Source organism: Mesorhizobium sp. P3_A2, from assembly GCF_056403115.1.
The window spans coordinates 1-22,829 of sequence record NZ_JBFUGC010000023.1 but is presented as its reverse complement, the minus strand read 5'-3'; the positions used below and the strand labels follow the sequence as shown (position 1 = coordinate 22,829).

Below are 22,829 nucleotides of genomic sequence, written 5' to 3'. Positions count from 1 at the left end.
AGCCTGCCATGCAGCATTAAATGATGCCGCACTGCACAAACCGCTTGGAATTATGGAGCTTTTGCGCATATCCTTAAAAATGGCGCAATCGTTACCGGTGGCTTACTCAGGCACGCCGGTGTCCCCGGGAGGATGCTGATGGCCGCGAAAGACGATCCAATCATTATCAAGAAATATGCCAATCGCCGTCTCTACAACACTGGCACCAGCACGTATGTGACGCTCGAGGATCTGGCCGAGATGGTCAAGAAGGGCGAGGAATTCACGGTCCAGGATGCCAAGACCGGCGACGACATCACTCATCCGGTGCTGACCCAGATCATCTTCGAGCTGGAGAACAAGGATGGGCAGAACATGCTGCCGATCCCGTTCCTGCGCCAGCTGATCGCCTTCTACGGCGACCAGATGCAGATGATCGTGCCGAGCTTCCTCGAACAGTCGATGATCGCCTTCTCCAAGGAGCAGGAGCGCTTCCGCGAGCAGATGAAGGGCGCGATCGGCAAGTCGCCGCTGGATGTGATGAAGATCGCCACGCCGATCAAGGCGCTGGAAGAGCAGACGCGGCGCAACATGGAAATGTTCCAGAACGCCATGCGCCTGTTCACGCCGTTCCCGCCAGCCGGCTCGAATGGCACTGCCGCGTCTGCGCCCGAGCCGGCCCGCAAGGAAGCGCCGGAAAAGAGCGGCGACGACCTTCAGGAGTTGAAGGAACAGATCGCCGCCATGCAGCGCAAGCTCGACACAATGTCGTAAGCGATCCCCGCAGGGTCGACCGCCTCGATTGGTTGAGGCGGTCTTGCCGTCACGGGTCGATTTTCAGCTGCCACGGTTCCCAGATCTCGTCGGGCTGCCCATCGAGTGAGTGGTAGAAGGCCTTCGCCGGCAGATTGGATTTCAGCACCGTCCATTTGATGGCGGAGGCGCCGATGCCGATGGCGTATTGGCGAAGCTGTTCAACAAGCGCATGGCCGACCGCAATGCCGCGCGCTGCCTCGGCGACGTAGAGTTCCTTGAGCCAGACAATCGGCTTCAGGTCGTAGGTCCAGGGGATGATGTAGTGGACGGCGATGCCGACGATCACGTTCTCTCGCTCTGCCACGAGCACGCCGAACCGGGGCGATGGCCCCAGCCCGTGTTCGACAAGGTCCGCTTCGGTGAGGCGGAACTTGTCGTCATAGCCCTCGAAGATGGCCAGCGCCCGCATAAGCGCGAGCACCGCGCCAACATCCTGCCGTCCGAACGGACGGACCATAATTGCCGCCATCTGCATTCTTTCGCTTGTCTGCAAGGTCGACCATATCGCCTACGCGCTCTCGCGCTAGCCTAGAGCATGATCCCGAAAAGTGGAATCCGGTTTTCGGAAAAGATCATGCTCAAACAAAGAGATAGATTGGTTCGGCGTTTCCGTGAACGATGAACCTCTCTAGTGCTGAACCAAGGCTCATGCGTGCAAGACGCCTGGCTCCTTGCCGGAAGTGAAGGGGAGTTCCTCGTCCTGCCAGCCGGTAATGCCGCCGATCATGATCTTCACGGGACGACCGAGGCCGGCCAGCTTGAAGGCGGCCCGATCCGCGCCATTGCAATGCGGTCCCGCGCAATAGACGACGAACAGCGTCTCTACCGGCCACTCTGCCATCCGTTCGGCCGATATTTCGCGGTGCGGCAGACGCAGCGCGCCCGGCACATGGCGGCGCTCATAGGCTTCCGGCGAACCGACCACATGCAGAAGGACAAAGTCCTGCTCTCCGGCGCGTAGCGCCGCGGCGACGTCGGAACAGTCGGTCTCGACGGAAAGCCGGCGCAGGAAATGGTCGAGGGCGATTTCCGGCGATGCCGCCGGAATGTCTGTCACGTAGCTCATTCGCGTATCTCCATTGCTGATGCGCTGGAGATAAAGCAGGAAGCAGAGCGATTGCAGCTGGCAGCTTTGCCATATATCGTCAAGATCATGCCAAATATGCCTTCCGTCCATCTGCGCCCTGCCAACCCGCTCGTCGTTGCCATTGCCTATGATGGGCTGTGCACGTTCGAGTTTGGCGTGGCGGTTGAAGTCTTCGCCTTGCCCAGGCCGGAAATGGGCAAGGACTGGTACCGTTTTTCCGTTGCCGGGATCGACGCCGGTGAAATGCGCGCGCTGGGCGGTGTGCGCATCGTTGCCGATGGCGGGGTCGATCTGATCGGCCAGGCCGGCACGGTGATCGTGCCTGGATGGCGCGGATCGGAGGCGCCGGTGCCGCCGGGGCTGATCGAGGCGCTTCGCAAGGCGAATGAGCGCGGCGCTCGAATTCTGTCGATCTGTTCGGGCGTGTTCGTGCTTGCCGCCGCGGGCCTGCTTGCCGGCAAAAGGGCGACAACGCATTGGCGCTACAGCGAGAAGCTGACGGAGCTTTACCCCGACATCACCGTGGTTCCCGATGTCTTGTACATCGATGAGGGAAATGTCCTGACATCGGCAGGCAGTGCCGCGGGCATCGACCTTTGCCTGCATCTGGTGCGGCGCGATTTCGGCACCAAAGCGGCAAACATGGTGGCGCGTCGTCTGGTGGTGCCGCCGCACCGTGACGGCGGTCAGGCGCAGTATGTCGAGAGTTCCGTTCCCGAGCCGCACGAGCGCAGCCGGCTCGGGCCTTTGATCGACAGAATGCGCGCCAATATTTCGGCCGACTATCCCGTCGCCGTCCTGGCCGAACTAGCCGGGATGAGCGAGCGGACATTTCTGCGCCGGTTCGCGGCCGCGACCGGCGTCACGCCGGCGCGCTGGCTGCTGTCGGAACGGCTTTCGCGGGCGCGCACGCTGCTGGAAGACACCGCCATGCCGATCGAGTTGATCGCCGAGACCGCCGGCTTCGGCGCGGCAGGCACGTTGCGGCATCATTTTCGTCAGCAGTTCGCCACGACGCCCGTCGCGTACCGTGCGCGGTTTGGGAGCACTTCCAGGTCGGGTTGAGGGGGTTCTATTTTACGCAATTCCGGACGGAAACCGCTTCACACTTTTCCTGGAATTGCTCAGGTCAAAGACCCTTCATAGCGGCCGCGCGGCCTGATGATGCTGCCGCTCGTCACCTGTTCAACCATATGCGCGGCCCAGCCGACGCTGCGGCCAAGCGCAAACAGCTGGAATGGCGCATCGCGCGGCAGGCCGAAACTACGCGTCAGCGCGGCCAAGGCGAAATCGATGTTCGGGCGCGTGCTGGTCGCTGCGATAGCGGCCTTTTCCAACTGTTGCAGCGTCTCGTCGACAGGGACGACTGCCAAGAGTGCTGCAGCACGGGGATCGCCGTCGGGATAGAGCGGATGGCCGAATGCCGGCAAGGGCCGGTCATGGCCAAGCCAGCGCCGGATCGCTGCCTCGGCGCCGTGCGCCGCTGCATCCTCGGCCAGTTGCATCACCGCTTCGCCGGCGCCGCCGTGGCGCGGGCCGGTTAGCGTCGCCAGGCCCGCCAGCAGGCATGCGGCTGGCGAAGCCCCGGTCGAGGCCGCGACGCGGGCAGTGAAGGTCGACGCGTTGAGTTCATGATCGGCAAGCAGGACAAGGGCGCAGCGGATCGCCTCCGCGCCGGTATCGTCCGCCGACCAGCCCCGCGCCAGACGTTGGTGAACAGGCGCCGTGCCGGCTATGGCTCCCAGCGACTGCGCCAGCGCTCCTATTGTGTGCGCAGCCTCGGTGCACAGCGAGGCGGCGCTGCGTCCAAGCGAAGGCCGCCCCTGGCTGGCAAGCGTCGCAAGCTGCGCAAAAGCCGAAGCGCGGCCGGCAGGATGAGGCGCCTCAGACGACGGTGTTTTGAAAGCCACCGGTTCGGGTAGAGCCCAGAGCAGAGCGGCGGTTTCCTCCAGCGTGGCGGATTTGGACAGCGCGACGGCATCCTGCCCCCGGTAGATGAGGCGACCGTGCACAACGGTCGAAATCGCCGTTGCGATCGACGGCTCGCCCCAGGCGATCGCGCTCTCGGCGATGGCCGAGGAACTGCGGCCGCGCGCCCGCCGGGTGGCAAGTGCGGCGATGTCGTCAAGGCGATACTGGCTGCGGCGCGGGTCGGTCTCATCCGGCCGCATGCCTATGCGGCCACGGCTGACATAGGCGTAGAGCGTCTGCGGCCGGACCTTGAGCCTTTCCAGCGCCTCTTCGCGCGACAGCCATTCGGGCATTTTGACCCCGGATATTGATTATATTGATCAAGATTGATGAATGTGTAGCCAACCCTTACCTTCTGTAGGGAAAAGCTGCAAGGAGATGAGACATGGCAAACGGGCTCGATGATGTGGTGGCGGCGGAGACGGTGCTCTCCGATGTCGATGGCCTCGGCGGCCATCTGACGATCCGCGGTCATTCGCTACCGGAACTCGCCGGCCGCTGGCGCTACGCGCAGGTGGTGCGCCTGCTGCTGGATGGCTTCTTCGACGATCTGCCCAGCGATGCGGAACTGGCGGCAAGACTGGGCGAAGCTCGCGTCGAGGTGTTCGAGCGGCTCAAGCCTTCGCTGCCGCTTCTGGCGCCGCTTGACGTCTACAGCGCCATGCGCGCCGGCATGGCGCAACTGCCGGACGGCGAGACGCTGGCGGACGCGTTGCGGCTGATCGCAGCGCCGGCGGTGCTGACGCCGGCCCTGCTGCGCTTCAAGCGCGGCGAGCAGCCGATCGCACCGGACGCCAAGGTCGATCATGCAGCCGACATGTTGCGAATGCTCAAAGGGGCGGTCCCGTCGCCGGCTTTGGCAAAAGCGGTCGACACTTATCTGGTGACCGTCTGCGACCACGGCCTCAATGCCTCGACTTTTGCTACCCGCGTCGTCGCTTCGACGCAGGCCGGGCTGACATCTTCTGTTTTGGCCGGGCTAGGCGCGCTCAAAGGGCCGCTGCATGGCGGCGCGCCCGGCCCGGTGATCGAGATGCTCGATGCGATCCAGGCGCATGGCGATGCCGCCGCTTGGCTGCGCGACGAAGTCCAGCATGGCGAGCGCATTATGGGCTTCGGCCATCGCATCTACCGCGTGCGCGATCCGCGCGCCGATGTGCTGAAAGCGGTGGTGCGGCAACTTGGCGGTGAAGGCGATACCGGCCGCCGGCTGGCCTTTGCCGAAAAGGTCGAGCAGACCGCGCTCGAGGTGCTTCGCATCGCCAAGCCGCAGCGCTCGCTGCAGACCAATGTCGAGTTCTACACCGCGCTGGTGCTGGAGGCGGCGGGCTTTCCGCCAGCGGCGTTCAGCAATGTCTTTGCCGCCGGGCGCGTCGCCGGCTGGATCGCGCATGCGCGCGAACAGCAGACCACGGGCCGGCTGATCCGGCCGCAATCGCGCTATGTCGGGCCAGTGCCGAAGCTTGTTGCCTGAGGCTCCAGGCCTATTTCGGAAGAGCATGGCCTCTCCGCCTCACGGCGGAGAGACTTTTTCTTTATGACCAAAATTTCATGTGATCACGCGACCGTGTTCGTGTTCTTGCCTCGGTCATCCCTTATATGCTGCACTGCAACATAAGTCCGCTGCAGTCGAACCCGCCCGATTCCCGGGCGGGATAAGGCAGCAGCGACCAAACCGATACAGGAACGCCATGACGAAGAACGGCAAGGCGGAGGAAACCAAGAAGATCAACATCGCGCTGCAGGGCGGCGGCTCTCACGGGGCTTTCTCCTGGGGCGTGCTCGACCGGCTGCTGGAGGATGGCAGGCTCGACATTGCAGCGGTGTCCGGCACCAGCGCCGGCGCCATGAATGTGGTGGCGCTGGCCGACGGCTTCGTGCGCGGCGGCGTCGACGGCGCGCGGCAAAAGCTCGACGATTTCTGGCGTGCGGTGGCGGCGAAAGGCCGGTTCAGCCCGGTGCAGCGCATGCCGTGGGACGTCGCCTGGGGCAACTGGTCGATAGAAAACACGCCCGGCTATTTCTTCTTCGACACCATGTCGCGGGTGTTTTCGCCCTATGTCGCCAATCCGCTCGCGCTCAACCCGCTGCGCGACGTGGTCGAGCAAGAGATCGATTTCAATAACGTCCGCGCCTGCGAGTCGATGGAACTGTTCATCTCGGCGACCAATGTCGAGACCGGACAGCTGCGCGTCTTTTCCGACGGCGAGATCGACCTCGACACGGTGATGGCCTCGGCCTGTCTGCCGCAATTGTTCCGTGCCGTCGAGATCAAGGGCGTGCCCTATTGGGATGGCGGCTATGGCGGCAATCCGGCGCTGTACCCGTTCTTCAAGACGGCGGCGACAGACGACGTGCTTCTGGTGCAGATCAATCCGGTGGTGCGCGAAGGGACGCCGAAGAGCGCCAACGAAATCCAGAATCGCATCGACGAGATTACCTTCAACGCCGGGCTTTTGCGTGAATTCCGCTCGATCGCCTTCGTCAAGGAACTGATCGCCGCCGGCCGGCTGCCGCGCGGCGAATACCGTGACATACGCATGCATCGCATCGATGCCGACGAGGCGTTCAAGGATCTGTCGGCGTCGTCGAAGGTCAATGCCGAATGGGCTTTCCTGACCTATCTGCGCGATCTCGGCCGCATAGCGGCGAGCGACTGGCTGGAGGAGAATTACGACGCCGTCGGCAAGCGGCCGACGCTCGATCTCTCCGGCGAGTTGGACGACGGCTTCAAGCCGGTGCGCGGGCCTGCTCCCGGACGGCGGGTCAAGGAATTCCTCGCGGCGCGCAAGAAGCCTGAGGCAGAGCGACGTCAGGCCTGAAGGGCGAGGTCGATCACCTTGACCAGCGCGGCCACGGCCGTGCGCTGTTCGTCCGGGTCGCTGATGCGCGCCTTCATGCCTTCCAGCCCGTCAAGCAGCATGTCGGCGAGCAGCCGCGCCGACAGGCCCTCGGCCGCCAGGTCGGTGCCGTTGCGCCTGGCCTCGTTCTCGATCGCCGTGGCGATATGGGCGCCAAGGCCGTCGCGCCAGCAGCCGACGAGATCGGCAAGGCTCGACTTCATGTCGAGCAGCTCGGCGCCGTGCGGTGAGGCAATGACAGTGCGCATCATCGAGATCAGCGCTTCGTCGATGGCTTGCGTCATCCGCTCGGCGAAGGCGCGATCGCCGGCCAGCGCCACTTTTGCCGCCTCGACCGAGCGCGACAAAATCATCATCGCTATGGCGCGAAAAATGTCGGTCTTGTTCTTGAACAGCAGATAGAGCGCCGGCCGCGACATGTCGGCGGCGCGCGCAATGTCGTCCATGGTGGTGCGCGAAAAACCATAGGCCAGGAACACCTTCAAGGCGCCGTCCAGAATGCGGGTGCGCCTGGGGTCTGCGGTGGTGATGTCTTCGATCTGATTCACGGCTGCGACACTATCTACGGAACCTCTATTGACAAAATTACGAAATTTGTCAACTTGTAAGGGCGAGATGGCAGTCGACCATTTCGCCCGGGCTATGGACGACAATGAAGGGTATCCCCATGCGCCTAACGGTCGACGGCCAGTCGTTCGACATCGATGCCGATCCCGAAATGCCGCTGCTGTGGGCGCTGCGCGATCTCATCGGCAAGACCGGGCCGAAATTCGGCTGCGGCATCGCCGCCTGCGGCGCCTGCACGGTGCATGTCGATGGCCAGGCGGTCCGCTCCTGCTCACTGCCGGTGGGCCAGGCGACAGGCGCCATCACCACGATCGAAGGCATCGGTGCGCCCGGCAAGCTGCATCCGGTACAGCAGGCCTGGCTGGAAGAGCAGGTCGCGCAATGCGGCTATTGCCAGGCCGGCCAGATCATGAGCGCGGTGGCGTTGCTCGACGAAGTCGCCGATCCGACGGACGCCGACATCGACAACGCCATGGGCGGCAATCTGTGCCGGTGTGGCACCTATCCGAAGATCCGCGCCGCCATCAAGAAGGCGGCCGTCCTCAAGACGGCGGGGCTCTGATCATGGCCAGTGTCGGAAAGATCGCGCGGCGCAGCTTTCTCATCGGCGCGGCCGCCATCGCCGGTGGTGTCGCCGTCGGCTATTACTACTACCGGAAGCCCTATCCGAACCCGCTGCAGGGCGATCTCGCCGCTGGTGAGGCGACCTTCAACCCCTATGTGAAAATCGGCGCCGACAACACCATTACCATCGTCGCGCCGCGCGCCGAGATGGGACAGGGCATCTCGACGACGCTTGCCGTCATGGTCGCCGAAGAGCTCGATGTCGGTCTCGACCAGGTCAAGGTCGAACACGGCCCGGCCTCCTACGCCTATTACAATGCGGCGATCCTGGAAGAGGGCGGCCCGTTCGCCTTCTTCGACGAGAGCATGACCGCCCAGGCGGTGCGTTCTGGTCTCGGCGTGGTCGGCAAATTCCTCGCTTTGCAAGGCACCGGCGGCTCGGCCTCGACGCGCGATGGTTTCAACAAGATGCGGCAGGCGGGCGCTGCCGCGCGGCAGATGCTGATCGCGGCGGCGGCGCAGAAGCTTGGCGTCGCCGCTGCCGATCTCGAAACGGCCAATGGCTCGATCCTGCACAAGGCCACAGGCAAGTCGTTGACCTATGGCGAAGTGGCGGTAAACGCTGCCGCGATGGCGCCTCCGGCCGAAGTCCGGCCCAAGGACAAAGCCGACTGGAAGCTTCTGGGCAAGCCGCAAAGGCGGATCGACATGCTTGCCAAGGTTACCGGCGCGCCGATCTTCGGCATCGACGTCAGCCTGCCGGACATGGTCTATGGCACGGTGAAGATGAGCCCGCGCTTTTGGTCGAAGTCGGTCAGCGCTGACCTCGCCAAGGCGGAAAAGATGCCCGGCGTGATCAAGATCGTGCCGCTCGAAACGAACTATGGCCACGGCTTCGGCATCATTGCTGAAAACACCTGGGCGGCGTTCAAGGCGGCGGAAGCAATCGACGCCCAATGGGCCGATGCCGAATATCCGCCGGACAGCGCAGCGATTGCCGGGGTGCTGAAGCAGGCGCTTGGCGCCGAGGGCTCGGCGATGCGCGACAATGGTGATGTCGCCAAGGCCTTTGCCGGCGCACCGCCCGAAAAAATCATCGAGGCCGACTATGCCGTGCCCTATCTGGCGCATGCGACGATGGAGCCGATGAATGCCACGGCGCGGCTGAAAGACGGCGTGCTCGACATCTGGTGCGGCAACCAGGCGCCGACCCTGGTGCGCCAGCTCTGCGCCAATATCCTCGGCATCGAGCAGGACAAGGTAACGGTCCACACCACCTTCATGGGTGGCGGCTTCGGCCGCCGAGTCGAGATGGACTATGCGCTGTGCGCTGCGCTGATGGCGAAAGCGGCCGAGGGGAGCCCGGTCAAGGTGACGTGGACGCGCGAAGAGGACATGCGCCACGACGCCTATCGGCCGGCGGCCGTCGGCAAATTCCGGGCACGGCTCGGCGATGACGGCCTGCCGGTCGCCGTCGACATGACGATCGCCTCGCCATCGGTGATCGCCGGCACCTTGCGCCGGCTGTTCCCTTCGATATCGCCAATCGGACCCGACAAGACCATCGTCGACGGCGCCTACGACCAGCCCTACACCATCCCGAATTACCGGGTGAGCGCCATTGCCGCCCCGGTCACCATCCCTGTCGGCTCATGGCGCTCTGTTGGCAGTTCGATCAACGGCTTCTTCCACGAAGGATTTCTGGACGAAATCGCGGTGGCCGGAAAGACCGACCCGGTCGCGTTGCGCAAGACACTGATGGCCGCCTATCCGGCGGCGGTTGCGGTGGTGGAGAAGGTCGCCGCGATGGCGAAGTGGGATGAGGCGCTGCCGCCCGGCAAGGCCAAAGGCATGGCGTTCTCGCTGTCCTTCGGCAGTTGGGTCGGCGAGATCGTCCAGGTGGCCGACACGCCCGCCGGCATTCGCGTCGAGAAGATGTGGATCGCCGCCGATGTCGGTACCGCGCTCGACCCAGGCATCATCGAGGCGCAGCTTATCTCGGCCGCCATTTATGGGCTGTCGGCGGCCATGGGCCAGGAAATCACCTTCGCCGACGGCATGGTCGAACAGTCGAATTTTCACGACTTCGATGCCATGCGCATTTTTCAGTGCCCGGCCTTCGAAGTCGCGATATTGGAGAATTTCCACAAGATGGGCGGTGTCGGCGAAATCGGCACACCGCCGGCGGCGCCGGCACTGGCCAACGCCATTTTCGCCCTCACCGGCAAACGCATACGGACGCTGCCGCTGTCGAAGGCAGTGGCCTTCGCATGAAAAAGCTCCTCATCATCCTGACGTCTGTTGCCACCCTGGTGTCAGCGGCGCTCTTCGCAACCGCACAAGAAAGCCAGACACCGGCGCCGATGGCGGTCGACACCACGAAAGGCTTGCCCGAATGGGACAAGATCTACGCCGTGTTCTCGCATCCGCGCTGTGCCGACTGTCATGTCGCCGACGATCGGCCGCGCTGGTCCGGCGCTCATTATGGCGGCACGCGCGTTCATGCCTTCAACGTCCAGCGTGGCGCCGACGGCTCCGGCTTCGGCAATCCGGGCCTGCGCTGCACCACATGTCATTTCGCCAGCAATTCCAGTGCATTGCACGGACCGCCCGGTGCCGAGAACTGGCATCTGGCGCCCGCCGAGATGGTCTGGTTTGGCAAATCCTCGGCGGAAATCTGCGCCCAGATCAAGGATCGCAACCGCAATGGCGACCGCAGCCTGGAGGATGTTGCGCTGCATGTGCGCGACGACAAACTCGTCGCCTGGGGCTGGGCGCCAGGTGCCGGTCGTGAGCCGGCGCCCGGCTCGGCCGAAGCGACCTATCAAGCAATCGAGAACTGGATGGCGGCAGGCGCGCCGTGTCCGCTGACGCAATGATCGCGCAACTTTTGTGACTATATTGCGCTGCAACTTTGATGTAGAAGCCCGGGTCGCCGATCACGGCAAATTGAACACGGCCCCGCGCGCACCCATATCGGCGACGCGCCCCGAGTTGGAAGACACGGAAGCTCTCGAGACGACGGCCCCCTGTTAGAAAACGACTTTGGCCGAACCCCGCAGTGGAAAAACAATGATGCCGAAAATCAGGTTTCACAAGCTTGCCGCTATAGTCGTGCTCATCGGTTTCGCCGCCTGGATGGGAACAGGCGCGTTCTCGTCGGTCGGCAGCGCCGCTGTCGAAGGCCCGGCCAAGGCGGGCGATCAGGCGAAGCCAGGCGAGCAGGCCATGGCGCCGGATGCAGCCAAGCCTGGAGCCGCCGAGGCGGAGGCCAAGGCGCCGCTGCGCACAGTTGCGGTGGTGACGCCGCCGCGCAAGACATATTCCCGCGCCATCCGCATTTCCGGGCTGACCGAGGCTGACAAGCGGGCGGTGCTGGGGACGCGCGTTGCCGGTGTCATCGACAAGTTGCCAGTCAAGCAGGGCCAGCACGTCAAGACTGGCGATCTGGTGCTGATGCTGGCGGCGGAAGAAAAGATCTCGATGGTCGACAACGCCAAGCAATTGGTTGTGCAGCGCCAGGCCGAGTTGGACGCAGCTCTGAGACTGATGAAGTCAGGCAATTTGCCGAAGCTGCAGCTCGACACCGCGCGCTCGAACCTGACCTCCGCGCAGTCGCTGCTGGAAACGGCACAGGCCCTACTCGAGCGCAATGAGGTGAGGGCGCCTTTCGACGGCGTTATCGACCGGGTGCCGGTGGAACTTGGCAGCTCCATAATGGAGGGCGGCGAGGTGGCGACCATCCTCAAGCTCGATCCGGTGATTGCGCGCGGCGAAATCAGCGAACGCGACCTTGGCTACCTCAAGCTCGGCGACAAGGCCGCTGTCCGGCTGGTCAGTGGCCAGACCGTTGAAGGCACCGTGCGCTACATCAGCCGCGACGCTTCGTCGGCAACGCGCACCTTCCGCATCGAGATTGCCGTTCCCAATGCCGACGGCGCGGTGCCGGCCGGCATGACGGCCGAGATTTCGCTCAGCGCGCAGCCGACCGACGCCGTCATGCTGCCGCGCTCGGTAGTGACGCTCGGCGACAAGGGCGACCTCGGCATCCGCGCCGTCGACAAGGACAACAAGGTGGTGTTCTTCCCGATCGACCTGGTCGATGATTCACCGAGAGGCCTCGTGCTTGGCGGCATTCCCGCCGATGCCCGCGTCATCGTCGCCGGCCAGGAGTTGGTCAAAGAAGGCGATGTCGTCAAGCCGGTCGAGGCCGACCAGGCGACCATCCAGAAACTGTTGGGCGAAGCGACAACGCAGTAGCGCCGGGAATTGGCCCGGGCGGGGACAACCGGCTGCAATGCGGCTCCTGAAATCTTGAGAACAGGCGTTAGCCATGGATATCGTCAAACTCGCGATCAACAATGCCCGGCTGACCATTTCGGTCCTGGTGTTCCTGCTGCTGGCGGGCTGGGTTGCCTATGAGTCGACGCCGAAGGAAGCGGAACCCGACGTTCCGATTCCGATGATGTATGTCAGCCTGATCTATCAGGGCATTTCGCCGGAGGATTCCGAGCGCCTTCTGCTGCGGCCGATGGAAAGCAAGCTGAAGAGCCTGAAGGGCCTCAAGGAAATGCGCTCGGCGGCCTTCCAGGGCGGCGGCTATGTGCTGGTCGAGTTCCAGCCGCAGACCAATCTGGCGACCGCGCTGCAGGACACGCGCTCCAAGGTGCAAGACGGCAAAGCCGACCTGCCGCAGGCCGCCGAAGAGCCTGTCGTCACCGAGGTCAACATTTCCGAATTCCCGGTGCTGGTGGTGACGTTGTCGGGCGAATTGCCCGAGCGCGTACTGACGGCCGCCGCGCGCGAATTGCGCGACCGCATCGAGGAAGTGCCGGGCGTTCTCGAAGGCTCTCTGCAAGGTTCGCGCGACGACCTCGTCGAAGTAGTCATCGATCCGATGAAGCTGTCGTCCTACGGCCTGCAGCTCGACCAGCTGATCGGCGCGGTCGGCGCCTCCAACAGCCTGGTCGCCGCCGGCAACATCGAAGGCTCGGAAGGCAAATACGCGGTCAAGGTGCCGTCGCTGATCGAGACGCCCGAGGATGTGGCGTCCCTGCCGGTGGTCGCCGGACCCAATGCCGTCGTGCAGGCCAAGGACATCGCCACGGTGCGTTCGACCTTCGCCGACGCCCAGACGATCACCCGCCTCAACGGCAAGCCGGCCATCGCCATCGAAGTCAAGAAGCGCATCGGCGCCAATCTGATCGACACGCTGGCCAAGGTGCGGGAAGTGTCCGACGCCTACGTCAAGACCATGCCGGAAGGCATGAATATCACCTACACGCAGGACAAGTCGGTCTTCGTCAACCAGTTGCTGGGCGACCTGCAGAACCATGTGATGATCGCTGTCATCCTGGTGTTCATCGTCATCCTCTATGCGCTGTCGGGTCGTGCCTCGCTGCTGATCGGCCTTGCCATTCCGTCATCCTTCCTGATCGGCATCCTGCTGCTTGCGATGATGGGCTACACGATCAACATGATCGTGCTGTTCAGCCTCATCCTGGCGGTTGGCATGCTGGTCGATGACGCCATCATCGTCACCGAATTCGCCGAACGGCGCATGGGTGAAGGCATGCCGAAGGCGGAAGCCTTTGCGCTCGCCGCCAAGCGCATGGCCGGTCCGGTCATCGCCGCGACGATGACCCGCATCGCGGCGTTTTCGCCGCTGCTGTTCTGGCCCGGCATCATCGGCGACTTCATGAAATACATGCCGATCACGCTGATCGTGACGCTGTCGGCCTCGATGCTCTATGCGCTGGTGTTCGCGCCGACGCTTGGCGCGATCTTCGCCAAGGCGCCGGAGCATCACGAGGGCGACAATCGCGACGGCTGGTACATGGCGCTGGTCAAGCAAGCGGTGCGCTTCCCCATCACCGTTCTGGTGCTCACTGCGGTCTTGCTGACCGGCGTCGGTTTCGCCTATTCGAAATATGGCGCCGGCGTGGAGTTCTTCCCCAGCGTCGAGCCTGATTACGGCCTGCTCTATGTGCATGCCCGCGGCAATCTCTCGCTGGCCGAAATGGATACGGCAACCAAGATCGCCGAAAACCGGCTGCTCGGCTGGCCCGGCGTGAAATCGGTCTACACCCGCGTCGGCAAGACGCAGGGCGGCGGCCAGGACGTGCCCGAAGATGTCGTCGGCGTCATCCAATATGAGTTCATCGACTGGCGCGAGCGCAAATCGGCGAACCAGATCCTGGACGAATTGCGCGCCGTTATGGCCGGCATCCCCGGCGTCGATGTCGAGGTGCGGGTCCCGGAAGCTGGTCCGCCCACCGGCAAGGCGATCCAGCTGCGGCTTTCCGCCATCGACCCCAAGGGGCTCGACGACCAGGCCCGCGCCGTTGCGGCGCGCATCGCCAAGGTGCCCGGCGTCATCGACATTTCCGACGGTCTGCCGCCGCCCGGCGTCGACTGGGCGCTCGAGGTCGACCGTGCCAAGGCGGCGCAGTACGGCATCAGCCCGACCTCGGTCGGCACCGTGGTGCAGTTGGTGACCAACGGCTTGAAGCTGTCGGAATACCGGCCGGCCGGCGCCGACGACGCCGTCGACATCAGGCTGCGCCTGCCCGAAGATCGGCGCACGCTGTCGACGCTCGACGAGCTCAGGGTGCAGACCTCGCAAGGTTCGGTGCCGATCTCGAACTTCGTCGTTCGCAAGCCGGAGCCGACGGTCGGCATCCTCAACCGCATCGACGGCGCCCGCACCGTGGTGGTGCAGGCCAACGTCGCCGCCGGCACGCAGGTTGCAGCGGTGCAGGCGGAGGTGGCCAAGGCGGTCACCGACATGAAGCTCGACAGTGGCATACGCTGGAAGCTCGCCGGCTCGAACGAGGACAGCGCCGAAGCCAGCGCCTTCCTTGGCAAGGCCTTTGGCGCGGCGATCTTCCTGATCTTCCTGGTGCTCTTGATGCAGTTCAACAAGTTCACCAGCGTGCTTCTGGTGCTGTCCTGCGTGGTCATGGCGACGATCGGCGTGTTCCTGGGCCTGCTTCTGACAGGCGAGGCGTTCGGCATCGTCATGTCGGGCATCGGCGTCATCGCGCTGGCCGGCGTGGTGGTGAACAACAACATCGTTTTGATCGACACCTATGACCGGCTACGTGAGGAAGGCTGGGACAAGATGGAGGCGGTGCTGCAGACCTGCCGCGAGCGCGCCCGCCCGGTCGTGCTGACGGCGGTGTCGGCCATTCTCGGCGTGCTGCCGATCGCCTTCGGTCTTGGGCTCGAAATCTTCCATCACGAGACGACGATCAACGCGCCGTCGACGCAGTGGTGGATTTCGCTGTCCTCGGCGATCGTCTTCGGCCTGTCCTTTGCCACGTTGCTGACGCTGGTGGTGACGCCGTCCATGCTGATGATCTTCACGCGCAGCAAGAACAGCCGTTTCTATGCGTTCTTCCGCAGGATATCGGGCCGCGACAAGAAGCCCGGCGCGCCCGAGGGGCCGAGACCGGGTCCGCTCGACGAACCGGCAATCGCCTTCCCGAAAGCCGCCGAATAGGCCAGCTTCGATCAGTCAGACAAAAGACCGTCCGGAACAACCGGGCGGTCTTTTGCATTGTCCCCTCATATCCGCATTTCGCGGCGAGGGATTCTTAATGACCGTCAGCACCATCCTCATCATTATCTTGATCCTGATCCTGATCGGCGCCGTGCCGGCATGGCCGCACTCGCGCTCCTGGGGTTATGGCCCCTCGGGCATCGCCGGCATCGTCCTGGTGGTGCTGCTGATCCTGGTGCTGATGGGCAGGGTTTGATTGGAGGCATCACGGTAGCGGGTCTCTATGGAGCTAAGCCGGAGGCAGCATGGTTCGCTGCAGACGACAAGCACGCGCTGCGCCCCCCTTGGCCGGGTAGCTCCCTTGCGTATAGGCTGCCCACAGGGCAACTATCGAGGAGCCATCGAGGTGAACGCAGACGTCGCCAGCCCGCCAAGGTCTCTCGCCGAGATCGCCAGCTATCACGCCCATATCTACTATGACGGGCAGGCCGAGCGGCAGCATGCAGAATGGCTGCGCCTGCGCATCGGCGAACGTTTCCGCGTGCGCCTCGGCAATTGGCGCGACGAGCCGGTCGGCCCTCACGAGCAGGCCATGTACCAGGTCTCCTTCGCCACCGAGATTTTCGCTACCCTGGTTCCATGGCTGATGCTGAACCATGGCGGCTTAAGCATCCTCATCCACCCCAACACCACCAATCCCAAGCGCGACCATCTGGTCGACCCGATCTGGATCGGTCGCCCGCTGGGGGTCCATGGCGAGGTGCTGGGTGAGGAGGACGAGGCCGAAGAGGCGCTGGAGGTGAATACGGAGCCGACGCTGGGGGCTTAGGGATAGGCAGCATTCGGCGTGGAACGGCTCGGCCTCGGACTGCATTCGCCGAGAGGCTGAACGGCCTTGGCTGCGACGGCACCGGTTCCGCGCTGAACCGCGACTGAGAGGCCATAGGTCCCAACAGATTCCAGAGGGTGGAAAAATTTCGATCCATCACTCACTTGAATGAACCGTTTGTCGCCTGCACCCCATACATTGTGAGAACCGGGGCGATAAATGTGTTGCAGGAAGCTAGGGGGCTGCGCGGTGAATCTGAGCGAAGACGAAGCGCGGCTTGCTGAACGCTATCGCCTTCTTTGCAGCCAGAACGATGCGTCTTCAGGTTATAACATGGTCGCCCTGATCGCCCTGCTTGCAGGCGGCGTGTTTATCGTCACCGCGCTATTCTTTGGTGGCGGAGAGGAAGGCGACCCTCTCTTCATACTCGGTGTCGGCTTATGCTGTCTTATCGGTGGCGGCGGCCTTTGGTTCCATAGGCGCCAGGCCGAGAAGCGCCGCTGGAAGGAAATCAAGTCGATCATTCACAGCTTTCGCAGTCGCGGGCTTGGCGTCCAGTTGAACGGCCAAGTGCATCGCCTGTTCGGATAGCAATGCAGCAGCGCGGTTGCAGAGAATCTGCACACCACGCGTCGTTGCGGTACCTTAGGCCGAATGAGCACGGCCGATCTACTGCGCCGTGTTATGTGCCTTGAACGCCGCACGAAGGCTTAGCGCCTCTGGGCTGGTACTGCCCAGCTTGGTGTCCCCGTTCTGCGATCCCCACGCATAGGCAAAATCAAACACGGGATTGGGTGAGTAAACGGCCCAGCGCGCGAATATCTGGTTCGCCTGGTCTGGTGTCGGCAGTTCATAAACGTCCATGGACGCGCCGGTATAAGTCTTCCATTTGCCGCCGCCGAAGGCTTGGAACACAGGCACAATTCTGTCGAGCGGGATGCCGGCAGCAACGGCCGCCTCGACCGTCCGGTCGATGAAATCCAGATCGAAAGCTTTGCCGCGTACGGGATATGGATCAAGACCGAAGAAATCGATCCCGGTGTTGGCCGGATTAAACGTGTTCATAAAACCGGGGGCTTCGAAAGACCCCATGTCCATAAGGGTGACAAACGTCACCGCTCCTGGGACATTGGCCTTTATCCACTCGGCTTCGGCCTTGAGCGCCGCCGGGCTAACTGCCGGAGGATGATACTTGCCGGTGATATCCGGTTCATCACAGAGGCGAAAACCAAACAGCCTCGGGTTGCCTATAAAGGGCTTGACCTTCGCGATAAAGCGCGGCGTCACTCCGCCGGATTCGTCCAGCCATATCAGTCCCTTCATTCCCGCAGGCAGGGCATTGAGCTGCTCGACATATTGTACGTCAGCGAGGTTGAAGCCTGCGGTCACGATTGCAGGTCCTGAGCCGCCAGAGGTGTAATGAAGGGTCTTGTCGTGCTCTTCAGCGGACAGGGTGGATTGGCCGTAAATCAATATGATGAGCAATGCCGATACGCACAGCTTGCTCATGCGTGTGAGCGTTGGTGGCAGCGTTGTTGGCATGGCACGTGCCTATTTTCTGGTCCGCGCGGGTGGGGACGCCGAGGAATGCCTGCAGGTTGAGCTCAGCGGCGGGCCTAATTCATCCAGCAATTCGTCCCGCATCGTTCGCCTTATAGTCTGTGTGAACGAACCCGGCTTCATCTGTTCGGCCGATGGCTCAACTTCGGGCGACTCCTGCCCTTCCAAGACAAAGTCTGTGCTGGCCATCTGGCTTCGCCTCTCATGGGCGCAGGCGATGAATGGCACGACAAACAGATCGGCGCGCAGAGCAGGTCATGTACACCTTCGCGACCGGGACTGCAGTACGGGTCAAGCCGTTGGCGCTGTGCTGCGCCGCTCGAGCGCGGTCTTGCGGATGATTTCCGCGATCTCCGGGCTGCTGCTGCACAGCATCTGGAAATCCACCGCGTGCAGCGACAGGAGTGAGACCGCCGTTGCGGCGCTGACGGTCGCCACACGCGGTTCGCCGCTGATCAGCGCCATCTCGCCGAAGAAGGCGCCAGGGCCAAGCTCCACCGGCTTCGGCGTCGCGACGGTGACGCGCCCCTCCACGACGAAGAACATCCGGTCGCCGGGCTCGCCAACGCGGCAGATCACAGCGCCCGCCGGCACCGTGCGAGGTCTTAACGCGGCCACGATCTCGACCAGCACGGCCGGACCGAGCTTCTGAAACAACGGCACGCCGGCAACCAATTGCCAATTGCGGACGAATTCCCCGCGACGAACTTCCTGATAGAAGCCCGTGGCAAGAATGCCGGCCCAGAGCGCGAAGATGCCGATGCCGCTCATCATGACCGCCCCGGCTAGGACGCGGCCGGCGAAGCTTTGCGGAATGGCGTCGCCATAGCCGGTCGTGGACAGCGTGACCACCGCCCACCACATGGACTGGGGGATGCTGCCGAACTTTTCCGGCTGGATGTCGCGCTCGATGACATAGCCCGCGAGCGCGACACCGAACAGAACGACGCCGAACAGCGTGGTGACACCGATCAGGTTGCGCGCTTCGTTGGCCAGCACCCTGCCCAGCACCGGGAAGAAGGTCGAGTCGCGCAGCGGCTTCAGCAGCCAGACAGCACAGTAGAGGCTCCAGTCGGGCGTGCCGATGAGCAGAAATGCGGCGAGTGGAACCATGACCGCGAGCACATCGATGGCGATTGCCGGCGTCCTGTCCCGAAGGTCTCCCGCCCGGCGCTTGAGCAGCGTCGCGGCCATTTGCAGGAGATAGGCGCCCCAAATGACTGCGAGCAGGGCAACCAGAGCCAGTCTGGTTCGTCCGGAAATATTTGGTGACGTGAGCGCAGCCACCGCCAGGAGCCCGGGCGCAGCCAGTGCCGCGTTCAGCGGCGCGTAAATTCTCAGGAAAGGCAGTACCGACATTCTATTCCCACAAGCGCCCACTACCCTGCAGAATAGGATGGCTTCAAGGCAAGCGCAAAGGTGCTTGCTGCCGCCGCGATGTGCATCACCAACGCTGTGATAAAATCCACGCCGGAACCGTGCTAGGATGCGTGGCGCACGCGACTTGGCGTGCTTCAAATTGGCCAGGAACGATTGTCATGCTCAATCCGATTTCCATCATGGCCGACCGGCTCGGCGACCATCTGTCGGAACTCTATCTCCAGTATTTCTCGCATCGCAATCCCGAGTATGCGGCCTACATAGGAGGGGCGGCCCGCCTTGTCCTGGAGCGTATCGGCAATTCGAACGCGCTTTATCACAACATCGAGCACACGCTGATGGTTACGCTCGCCGGCCAGCAGATCATCCGCGGCCGGCTGCTTTCGGAGTCCCTGACCCCCGATGACTGGCTGCACTATACCTGCGCGCTGCTTGTCCACGACATTGGCATGGTGCACGGCATATGCCCGGGCGACAGCGACGACAGCTTCGTCATCAACGAGGCCGGCGAGCGCCATACGCCACCACGCGGCGCCTCCGACGCGGTGCTTGCGCCCTATCATATCGAGCGCGCCAAGATCTATGCGCGCCAACGCTTTGGGTCCTCGAAGTTCGTCGATGAGGAGCGCATTGTCGCGGCCATCGAGATGACGCGCTTTCCGGTACCGGACGATCCGGCCTACCAGGCTACCGACACCGAGCCGGCGCTGGTCAGGGCCGCGGATCTGATCGGCCAGCTCGCTGATCCCTTCTACCACCGCAAGCTGCCGGCGCTGTTTGCCGAGTTCTCCGAGACCGGGATGGTGGAAAAGCTCGGCTGCAAGACCGCCGCCGATCTCGGCGCCATCTTCAGCGATTTCTTCACGCTGAAGGTCGAGCCCTATATTGGCGACGCGATCCGCTATCTGGAGCTGACGACCGAAGGCAAGCAGTGGGTCGCCAACCTGCACAGCAACCTCTTCCAGTCCGGGCACCGCCCGGCCAGGATCGGCCCGTTCCCCGGCGTGTTGCAGCCGGCGAGCCTGTCGGTGGTGACCTGAGAGCCGGGGATTGCTTCCAATTCTCATAGTCAGTGCAACGCATGGGAAAGGCATTCATGCGATCTTCCATGCATGAATACTAGGGCTTTTCTCGCCGCCATTTTGGCCGTTATTGCGGGTGCGGCCGTTTGCAGGCCTGCGTTCGGGCAAGACCAGGAGACGTGGCGATGCAACGTAGAAAACGGCCGATATTCCACAAATCGGCAATCGATTTCACCTGGGGCGCATTCTCTGACCGGGCAAATCCAGTTTCACAGCGGACAGTTCGGTGACCACTGGAGTCCAGTGGCGCACATTGCGTTCACCGACTCCAAGCTCCCGACGAACGCCGACTGTTTTTGCAACGGTGTTCGTGCGTCGATCTATCCGGACGAGCCGGACACAGTGAAATTCTTCATGATATTTAACGGCAAGTCAGAGCTGATCGCACAAGCAGCTGTGGGGAGGGCGATCACCTTCAGCTTGGCGATCGATGACGCAGGCGTCCTCACCGTGGTGATCGGCAAGACCAATCCCGTCAAGGGCACGGCGGAGGTGCTGCATCCTCAGCGCGACATGGTACACATGGACTGTTCGGGCGGGGATGTCAGCTTTCTGAATGTGCAACCTGGGTAAATTTGACCGGCCAGCTTTCCCGTACTAGCCGCTTGGGAAGAGACTGCCGATACTGGCCCCATCCTGGCTCGCGGTGTCGAACCCAGTCATGTCATCCTCCGGATGCTTGCCATAAATAATCGAGTGGGAGTAGCTCGTGCGGCTTTGGCTAGGCCTGAGCCGCTCGCGGTCCAATGCATTCCCCAGTCCGCCGGGCGCGGGTGGCGCTCCCGGCACGAAAAGTGCTGGGAGCGGTATCGTCACTTCACGAGTGCGGCCTTTTCAATCACCGCCGCGACTTCCTTGGCGTGGACGACGAGGGAGGCATGGCTGCCGGCGACCTCCGTCGTCTGGGCCTTCATCCTGCCGGCGAAGATCTTCTGGACCTCGGGTGCGATGACCTTGTCCTTCGTGCTGATCACATAGAACGTCGGCTTGTCGTGCCAGGCTGCCGTGTCGACCGGAGCCTCGAACGCCGTGTGGTTCAACGGGAGCTGATGGTTTGCCAGGGATTCGGCGATCTCCAAGGGAAGGTCAGCCGCGACAGCCGAAGGGAACACCTTGGGATCGATGTAGAGGTTACCCTTTTCGTCGGGATGGATTGCCGCGCCGCCTTCGGTTGCCGGACCGCTCTTGGCCAGGCTCGCCAGAGATTCTCCCACGTCGGGCGCGAATGCGGAGACGTAGACGAGCGCCGAGACCTTTGGATCGTCACCTGCCTGCGTGATGACCACACCGCCCCAGGAGTGGCCAACGAGAACGGTCTTGCCGTTCTGTTTCGCCAGCGCCTGTTTGGTGGCATCGACGTCCGCTGCGAGCGAGGTGAGCGGGTTTTCGACCAGCGTTACGTTGTAGCCCTTCTTCGTGAGGATATCGGCAACCGGCTGCCAACTCGTCTGGTCGACGAAAGCGCCATGGACGAGCACGATATTGTGCGCCGCCCCCTTGGGCAGTTGAGCTGATTGGGCGGGGGCGGCAATTGTTGCTCCGGCCATGAGGACAGCGGCGACTGAGAGTAGAAGATTTCGCATTCATTGCTCCTGTTGGGATGACGGACGACGGGGGGTCCGGGGAGGGCAGGCGTGTCGGCAAAAGTCTTGGGTTTTCCCATCCGCCGTTTGCGTGATGGTTTGCCGCGCGAGCCGTTGGCTCGACTTGCGATCAGTTAGTACGGGGAGCATTTGGACGTTAGGCCTCAATCGTCCGAATATTGTGTCGGACCGTCCGCCGTACTAACATCGGCAGGATGGACATCCTCGCCCAAGTGCTGGATCGCGTTCGCCTCGGTGGAACCCTGCTGTTCCACTTCGAGCTCGGCCATCCATGGAGCCTGGCATTGCCGGCGCGCCCCTACGCCCTGTTCCATTATCTCAGCCGGGGCTCGGCTACCCTGGCGCTCAACCAGGGACAGGAACTCCACATGGCCGAGGGCGACTTTGTCGTCATCACACGCGGCGAGCCTCACGTGATTTATTCCGATCGCCGGTCGACGCCGCTATTGATTGTGGACCTCGATCGACCGGCCGGACGTCTTGGCGTCGTTCGTCATGGCGGCAACGGAGAGCCGGTCTCGACGATGATCTGTGGCAATTTCACTGTGGAGCGGCCCTCGCGCGGCAGCGTGCTGGAACTGCTTCCGCCCCTGCTTCTGCTCAGGCCGACGGAAGACGGCGGATGGCTCGAGGCGATCCTGCAACGCATGGTCAGCGAGTCGGCGCTTGCGCGCCCCGGCCAGGACGTCGCCCTCTCACGGCTGACAGAAGTGCTCTTCGTCGAGGTGCTTCGAAGCTGGATCAAGTCTCTCGATTCCGGAGAAGGCGGGTGGCTGGGGGCGATGGCGGACCCGCACATAGGACCGGCGCTTCAGTTGATCCACGAACGACCGGATCAACCCTGGACCCTTAGCGACCTGGGGCAGCGCGTGGGGCTCGGTCGCTCGGCGTTTTCAGCTCGCTTCACCAAGCTCGTCGGTGAGTCCATGTATCGCTATCTGATCGCACGCCGGATGTCGGAGGCCGCGTTTCTGCTCGAAACCAGCGACGAAGGGATTGCACGGATTGCGACCCGTGTCGGCTAC

General features: G+C 63.1%; 22 protein-coding genes. 15 read left to right on the top strand and 7 right to left on the bottom strand.

Annotated elements, in window-relative coordinates; translation table 11 throughout:
* Positions 1 to 138: 138 nt before the first annotated feature.
* Positions 139 to 753: a polyhydroxyalkanoate synthesis repressor PhaR gene (gene phaR, locus AC1DXM_RS30940; RefSeq protein ID WP_477239237.1), complete on the top strand. Its 615-nt coding sequence runs from the start codon at positions 139 to 141 to the stop codon at positions 751 to 753.
* A 49-nt stretch (positions 754 to 802) separates the two neighbouring features.
* Here the strand turns inward: phaR and AC1DXM_RS30935 are convergent, their stop codons facing one another.
* Both AC1DXM_RS30935 and AC1DXM_RS30930 read right to left on the bottom strand, forming a co-directional pair.
* On the bottom strand, positions 803 to 1,252 hold the full coding sequence (locus AC1DXM_RS30935) for an N-acetyltransferase family protein (RefSeq protein WP_477239235.1): 450 nt from the start codon (positions 1,250 to 1,252) through the stop codon (positions 803 to 805).
* Between the two features lie 189 nt (positions 1,253 to 1,441).
* Positions 1,442 to 1,861 carry a rhodanese-like domain-containing protein gene (locus tag AC1DXM_RS30930; protein ID WP_477239233.1) on the bottom strand — a complete coding sequence of 140 codons (420 nt, stop codon included), beginning with the start codon at positions 1,859 to 1,861 and terminating at the stop codon, positions 1,442 to 1,444.
* Between the two features lie 87 nt (positions 1,862 to 1,948).
* On the opposite strand from AC1DXM_RS30930, the gene ftrA reads away from it, so the two are divergent.
* A complete protein-coding gene (gene ftrA / locus AC1DXM_RS30925) occupies positions 1,949 to 2,947 on the top strand; it encodes a transcriptional regulator FtrA (protein ID WP_477239251.1) in 999 nt (332 codons plus the stop codon).
* 59 nt (positions 2,948 to 3,006) lie between these two features.
* On the opposite strand, the gene AC1DXM_RS30920 is transcribed toward ftrA, so the two are convergent.
* Positions 3,007 to 4,146: a citrate/2-methylcitrate synthase gene (locus AC1DXM_RS30920; protein ID WP_477239231.1), complete on the bottom strand. Its 1,140-nt coding sequence runs from the start codon at positions 4,144 to 4,146 to the stop codon at positions 3,007 to 3,009.
* A gap of 92 nt (positions 4,147 to 4,238) precedes the next feature.
* Between AC1DXM_RS30920 and AC1DXM_RS30915 the strand changes: the two genes are divergently transcribed.
* Both AC1DXM_RS30915 and AC1DXM_RS30910 read left to right on the top strand, forming a co-directional pair.
* Entirely contained in the window at positions 4,239 to 5,327 is a 1,089-nt protein-coding gene (locus AC1DXM_RS30915; RefSeq protein WP_477239229.1) for a citrate synthase/methylcitrate synthase, read from the top strand.
* Between the two features lie 217 nt (positions 5,328 to 5,544).
* Positions 5,545 to 6,675, top strand: a complete 1,131-nt coding sequence (locus tag AC1DXM_RS30910; protein WP_477239227.1) for a patatin-like phospholipase family protein — start codon at positions 5,545 to 5,547, stop codon at positions 6,673 to 6,675.
* On the opposite strand, the gene AC1DXM_RS30905 is transcribed toward AC1DXM_RS30910, so the two are convergent.
* The gene (locus AC1DXM_RS30905; protein WP_477239225.1) at positions 6,666 to 7,262 is read right to left on the bottom strand and encodes a TetR/AcrR family transcriptional regulator; all 597 of its coding nucleotides are present in this window, start codon (positions 7,260 to 7,262) and stop codon (positions 6,666 to 6,668) included. The two genes, AC1DXM_RS30910 and AC1DXM_RS30905, sit on opposite strands and share 10 nt — an antisense overlap.
* A gap of 119 nt (positions 7,263 to 7,381) precedes the next feature.
* Between AC1DXM_RS30905 and AC1DXM_RS30900 the strand changes: the two genes are divergently transcribed.
* The 8 genes from AC1DXM_RS30900 to AC1DXM_RS30865 all read left to right on the top strand — a co-directional run bounded on the left by AC1DXM_RS30900 (position 7,382) and on the right by AC1DXM_RS30865 (position 16,769).
* A complete protein-coding gene (locus AC1DXM_RS30900) occupies positions 7,382 to 7,843 on the top strand; it encodes a (2Fe-2S)-binding protein (protein ID WP_477239223.1) in 462 nt (153 codons plus the stop codon).
* Positions 7,844 to 7,845: 2 nt separating this feature from the next.
* Positions 7,846 to 10,119 (top strand): xanthine dehydrogenase family protein molybdopterin-binding subunit, encoded by a 2,274-nt coding sequence (locus AC1DXM_RS30895; RefSeq protein WP_477239221.1) that lies wholly within the window; start codon positions 7,846 to 7,848, stop codon positions 10,117 to 10,119.
* Positions 10,116 to 10,724: a hypothetical protein gene (locus AC1DXM_RS30890; RefSeq protein WP_477239219.1), complete on the top strand. Its 609-nt coding sequence runs from the start codon at positions 10,116 to 10,118 to the stop codon at positions 10,722 to 10,724. Before AC1DXM_RS30895 ends, AC1DXM_RS30890 begins: the two co-directional genes overlap by 4 nt.
* Positions 10,725 to 10,920: 196 nt before the next feature.
* Entirely contained in the window at positions 10,921 to 12,105 is a 1,185-nt protein-coding gene (locus AC1DXM_RS30885; protein WP_477239249.1) for an efflux RND transporter periplasmic adaptor subunit, read from the top strand.
* 73 nt (positions 12,106 to 12,178) lie between these two features.
* Entirely contained in the window at positions 12,179 to 15,349 is a 3,171-nt protein-coding gene (locus tag AC1DXM_RS30880) for an efflux RND transporter permease subunit (RefSeq protein WP_477239217.1), read from the top strand.
* Between the two features lie 97 nt (positions 15,350 to 15,446).
* Positions 15,447 to 15,605 carry a DUF3309 family protein gene (locus AC1DXM_RS30875; RefSeq protein ID WP_477239215.1) on the top strand — a complete coding sequence of 53 codons (159 nt, stop codon included), beginning with the start codon at positions 15,447 to 15,449 and terminating at the stop codon, positions 15,603 to 15,605.
* Positions 15,606 to 15,755: 150 nt separating this feature from the next.
* The gene (locus AC1DXM_RS30870) at positions 15,756 to 16,178 is read left to right on the top strand and encodes a DOPA 4,5-dioxygenase family protein (protein ID WP_477239213.1); all 423 of its coding nucleotides are present in this window, start codon (positions 15,756 to 15,758) and stop codon (positions 16,176 to 16,178) included.
* Positions 16,179 to 16,427: 249 nt separating this feature from the next.
* Positions 16,428 to 16,769 carry a hypothetical protein gene (locus tag AC1DXM_RS30865; RefSeq protein WP_477239211.1) on the top strand — a complete coding sequence of 114 codons (342 nt, stop codon included), beginning with the start codon at positions 16,428 to 16,430 and terminating at the stop codon, positions 16,767 to 16,769.
* 78 nt (positions 16,770 to 16,847) lie between these two features.
* On the opposite strand, the gene AC1DXM_RS30860 is transcribed toward AC1DXM_RS30865, so the two are convergent.
* Complete coding sequence (locus tag AC1DXM_RS30860; protein ID WP_477239209.1) at positions 16,848 to 17,720, bottom strand: hypothetical protein; 873 nt, start codon at positions 17,718 to 17,720, stop codon at positions 16,848 to 16,850.
* 309 nt (positions 17,721 to 18,029) lie between these two features.
* Positions 18,030 to 19,097, bottom strand: coding sequence for a cyclic nucleotide-gated potassium channel (locus AC1DXM_RS30855; protein WP_477239207.1), 1,068 nt, complete (start codon positions 19,095 to 19,097; stop codon positions 18,030 to 18,032).
* A 179-nt stretch (positions 19,098 to 19,276) separates the two neighbouring features.
* On the opposite strand from AC1DXM_RS30855, the gene AC1DXM_RS30850 reads away from it, so the two are divergent.
* Together AC1DXM_RS30850 and AC1DXM_RS30845 are read left to right on the top strand one after the other, a co-directional pair.
* Positions 19,277 to 20,158 (top strand): metal-dependent phosphohydrolase, encoded by an 882-nt coding sequence (locus AC1DXM_RS30850; protein WP_477239205.1) that lies wholly within the window; start codon positions 19,277 to 19,279, stop codon positions 20,156 to 20,158.
* Between the two features lie 285 nt (positions 20,159 to 20,443).
* Positions 20,444 to 20,773: a hypothetical protein gene (locus tag AC1DXM_RS30845; RefSeq protein WP_477239203.1), complete on the top strand. Its 330-nt coding sequence runs from the start codon at positions 20,444 to 20,446 to the stop codon at positions 20,771 to 20,773.
* Positions 20,774 to 21,012: 239 nt separating this feature from the next.
* Here AC1DXM_RS30845 and AC1DXM_RS30840 read toward each other — a convergent pair whose 3' ends face one another.
* Entirely contained in the window at positions 21,013 to 21,783 is a 771-nt protein-coding gene (locus tag AC1DXM_RS30840; protein ID WP_477239201.1) for an alpha/beta hydrolase, read from the bottom strand.
* Positions 21,784 to 21,998: 215 nt separating this feature from the next.
* Here AC1DXM_RS30840 and AC1DXM_RS30835 point away from each other — a divergent pair.
* On the top strand, positions 21,999 to 22,829 hold an 831-nt coding region (locus AC1DXM_RS30835), incomplete at its 3' end, for an AraC family transcriptional regulator (protein WP_477239199.1).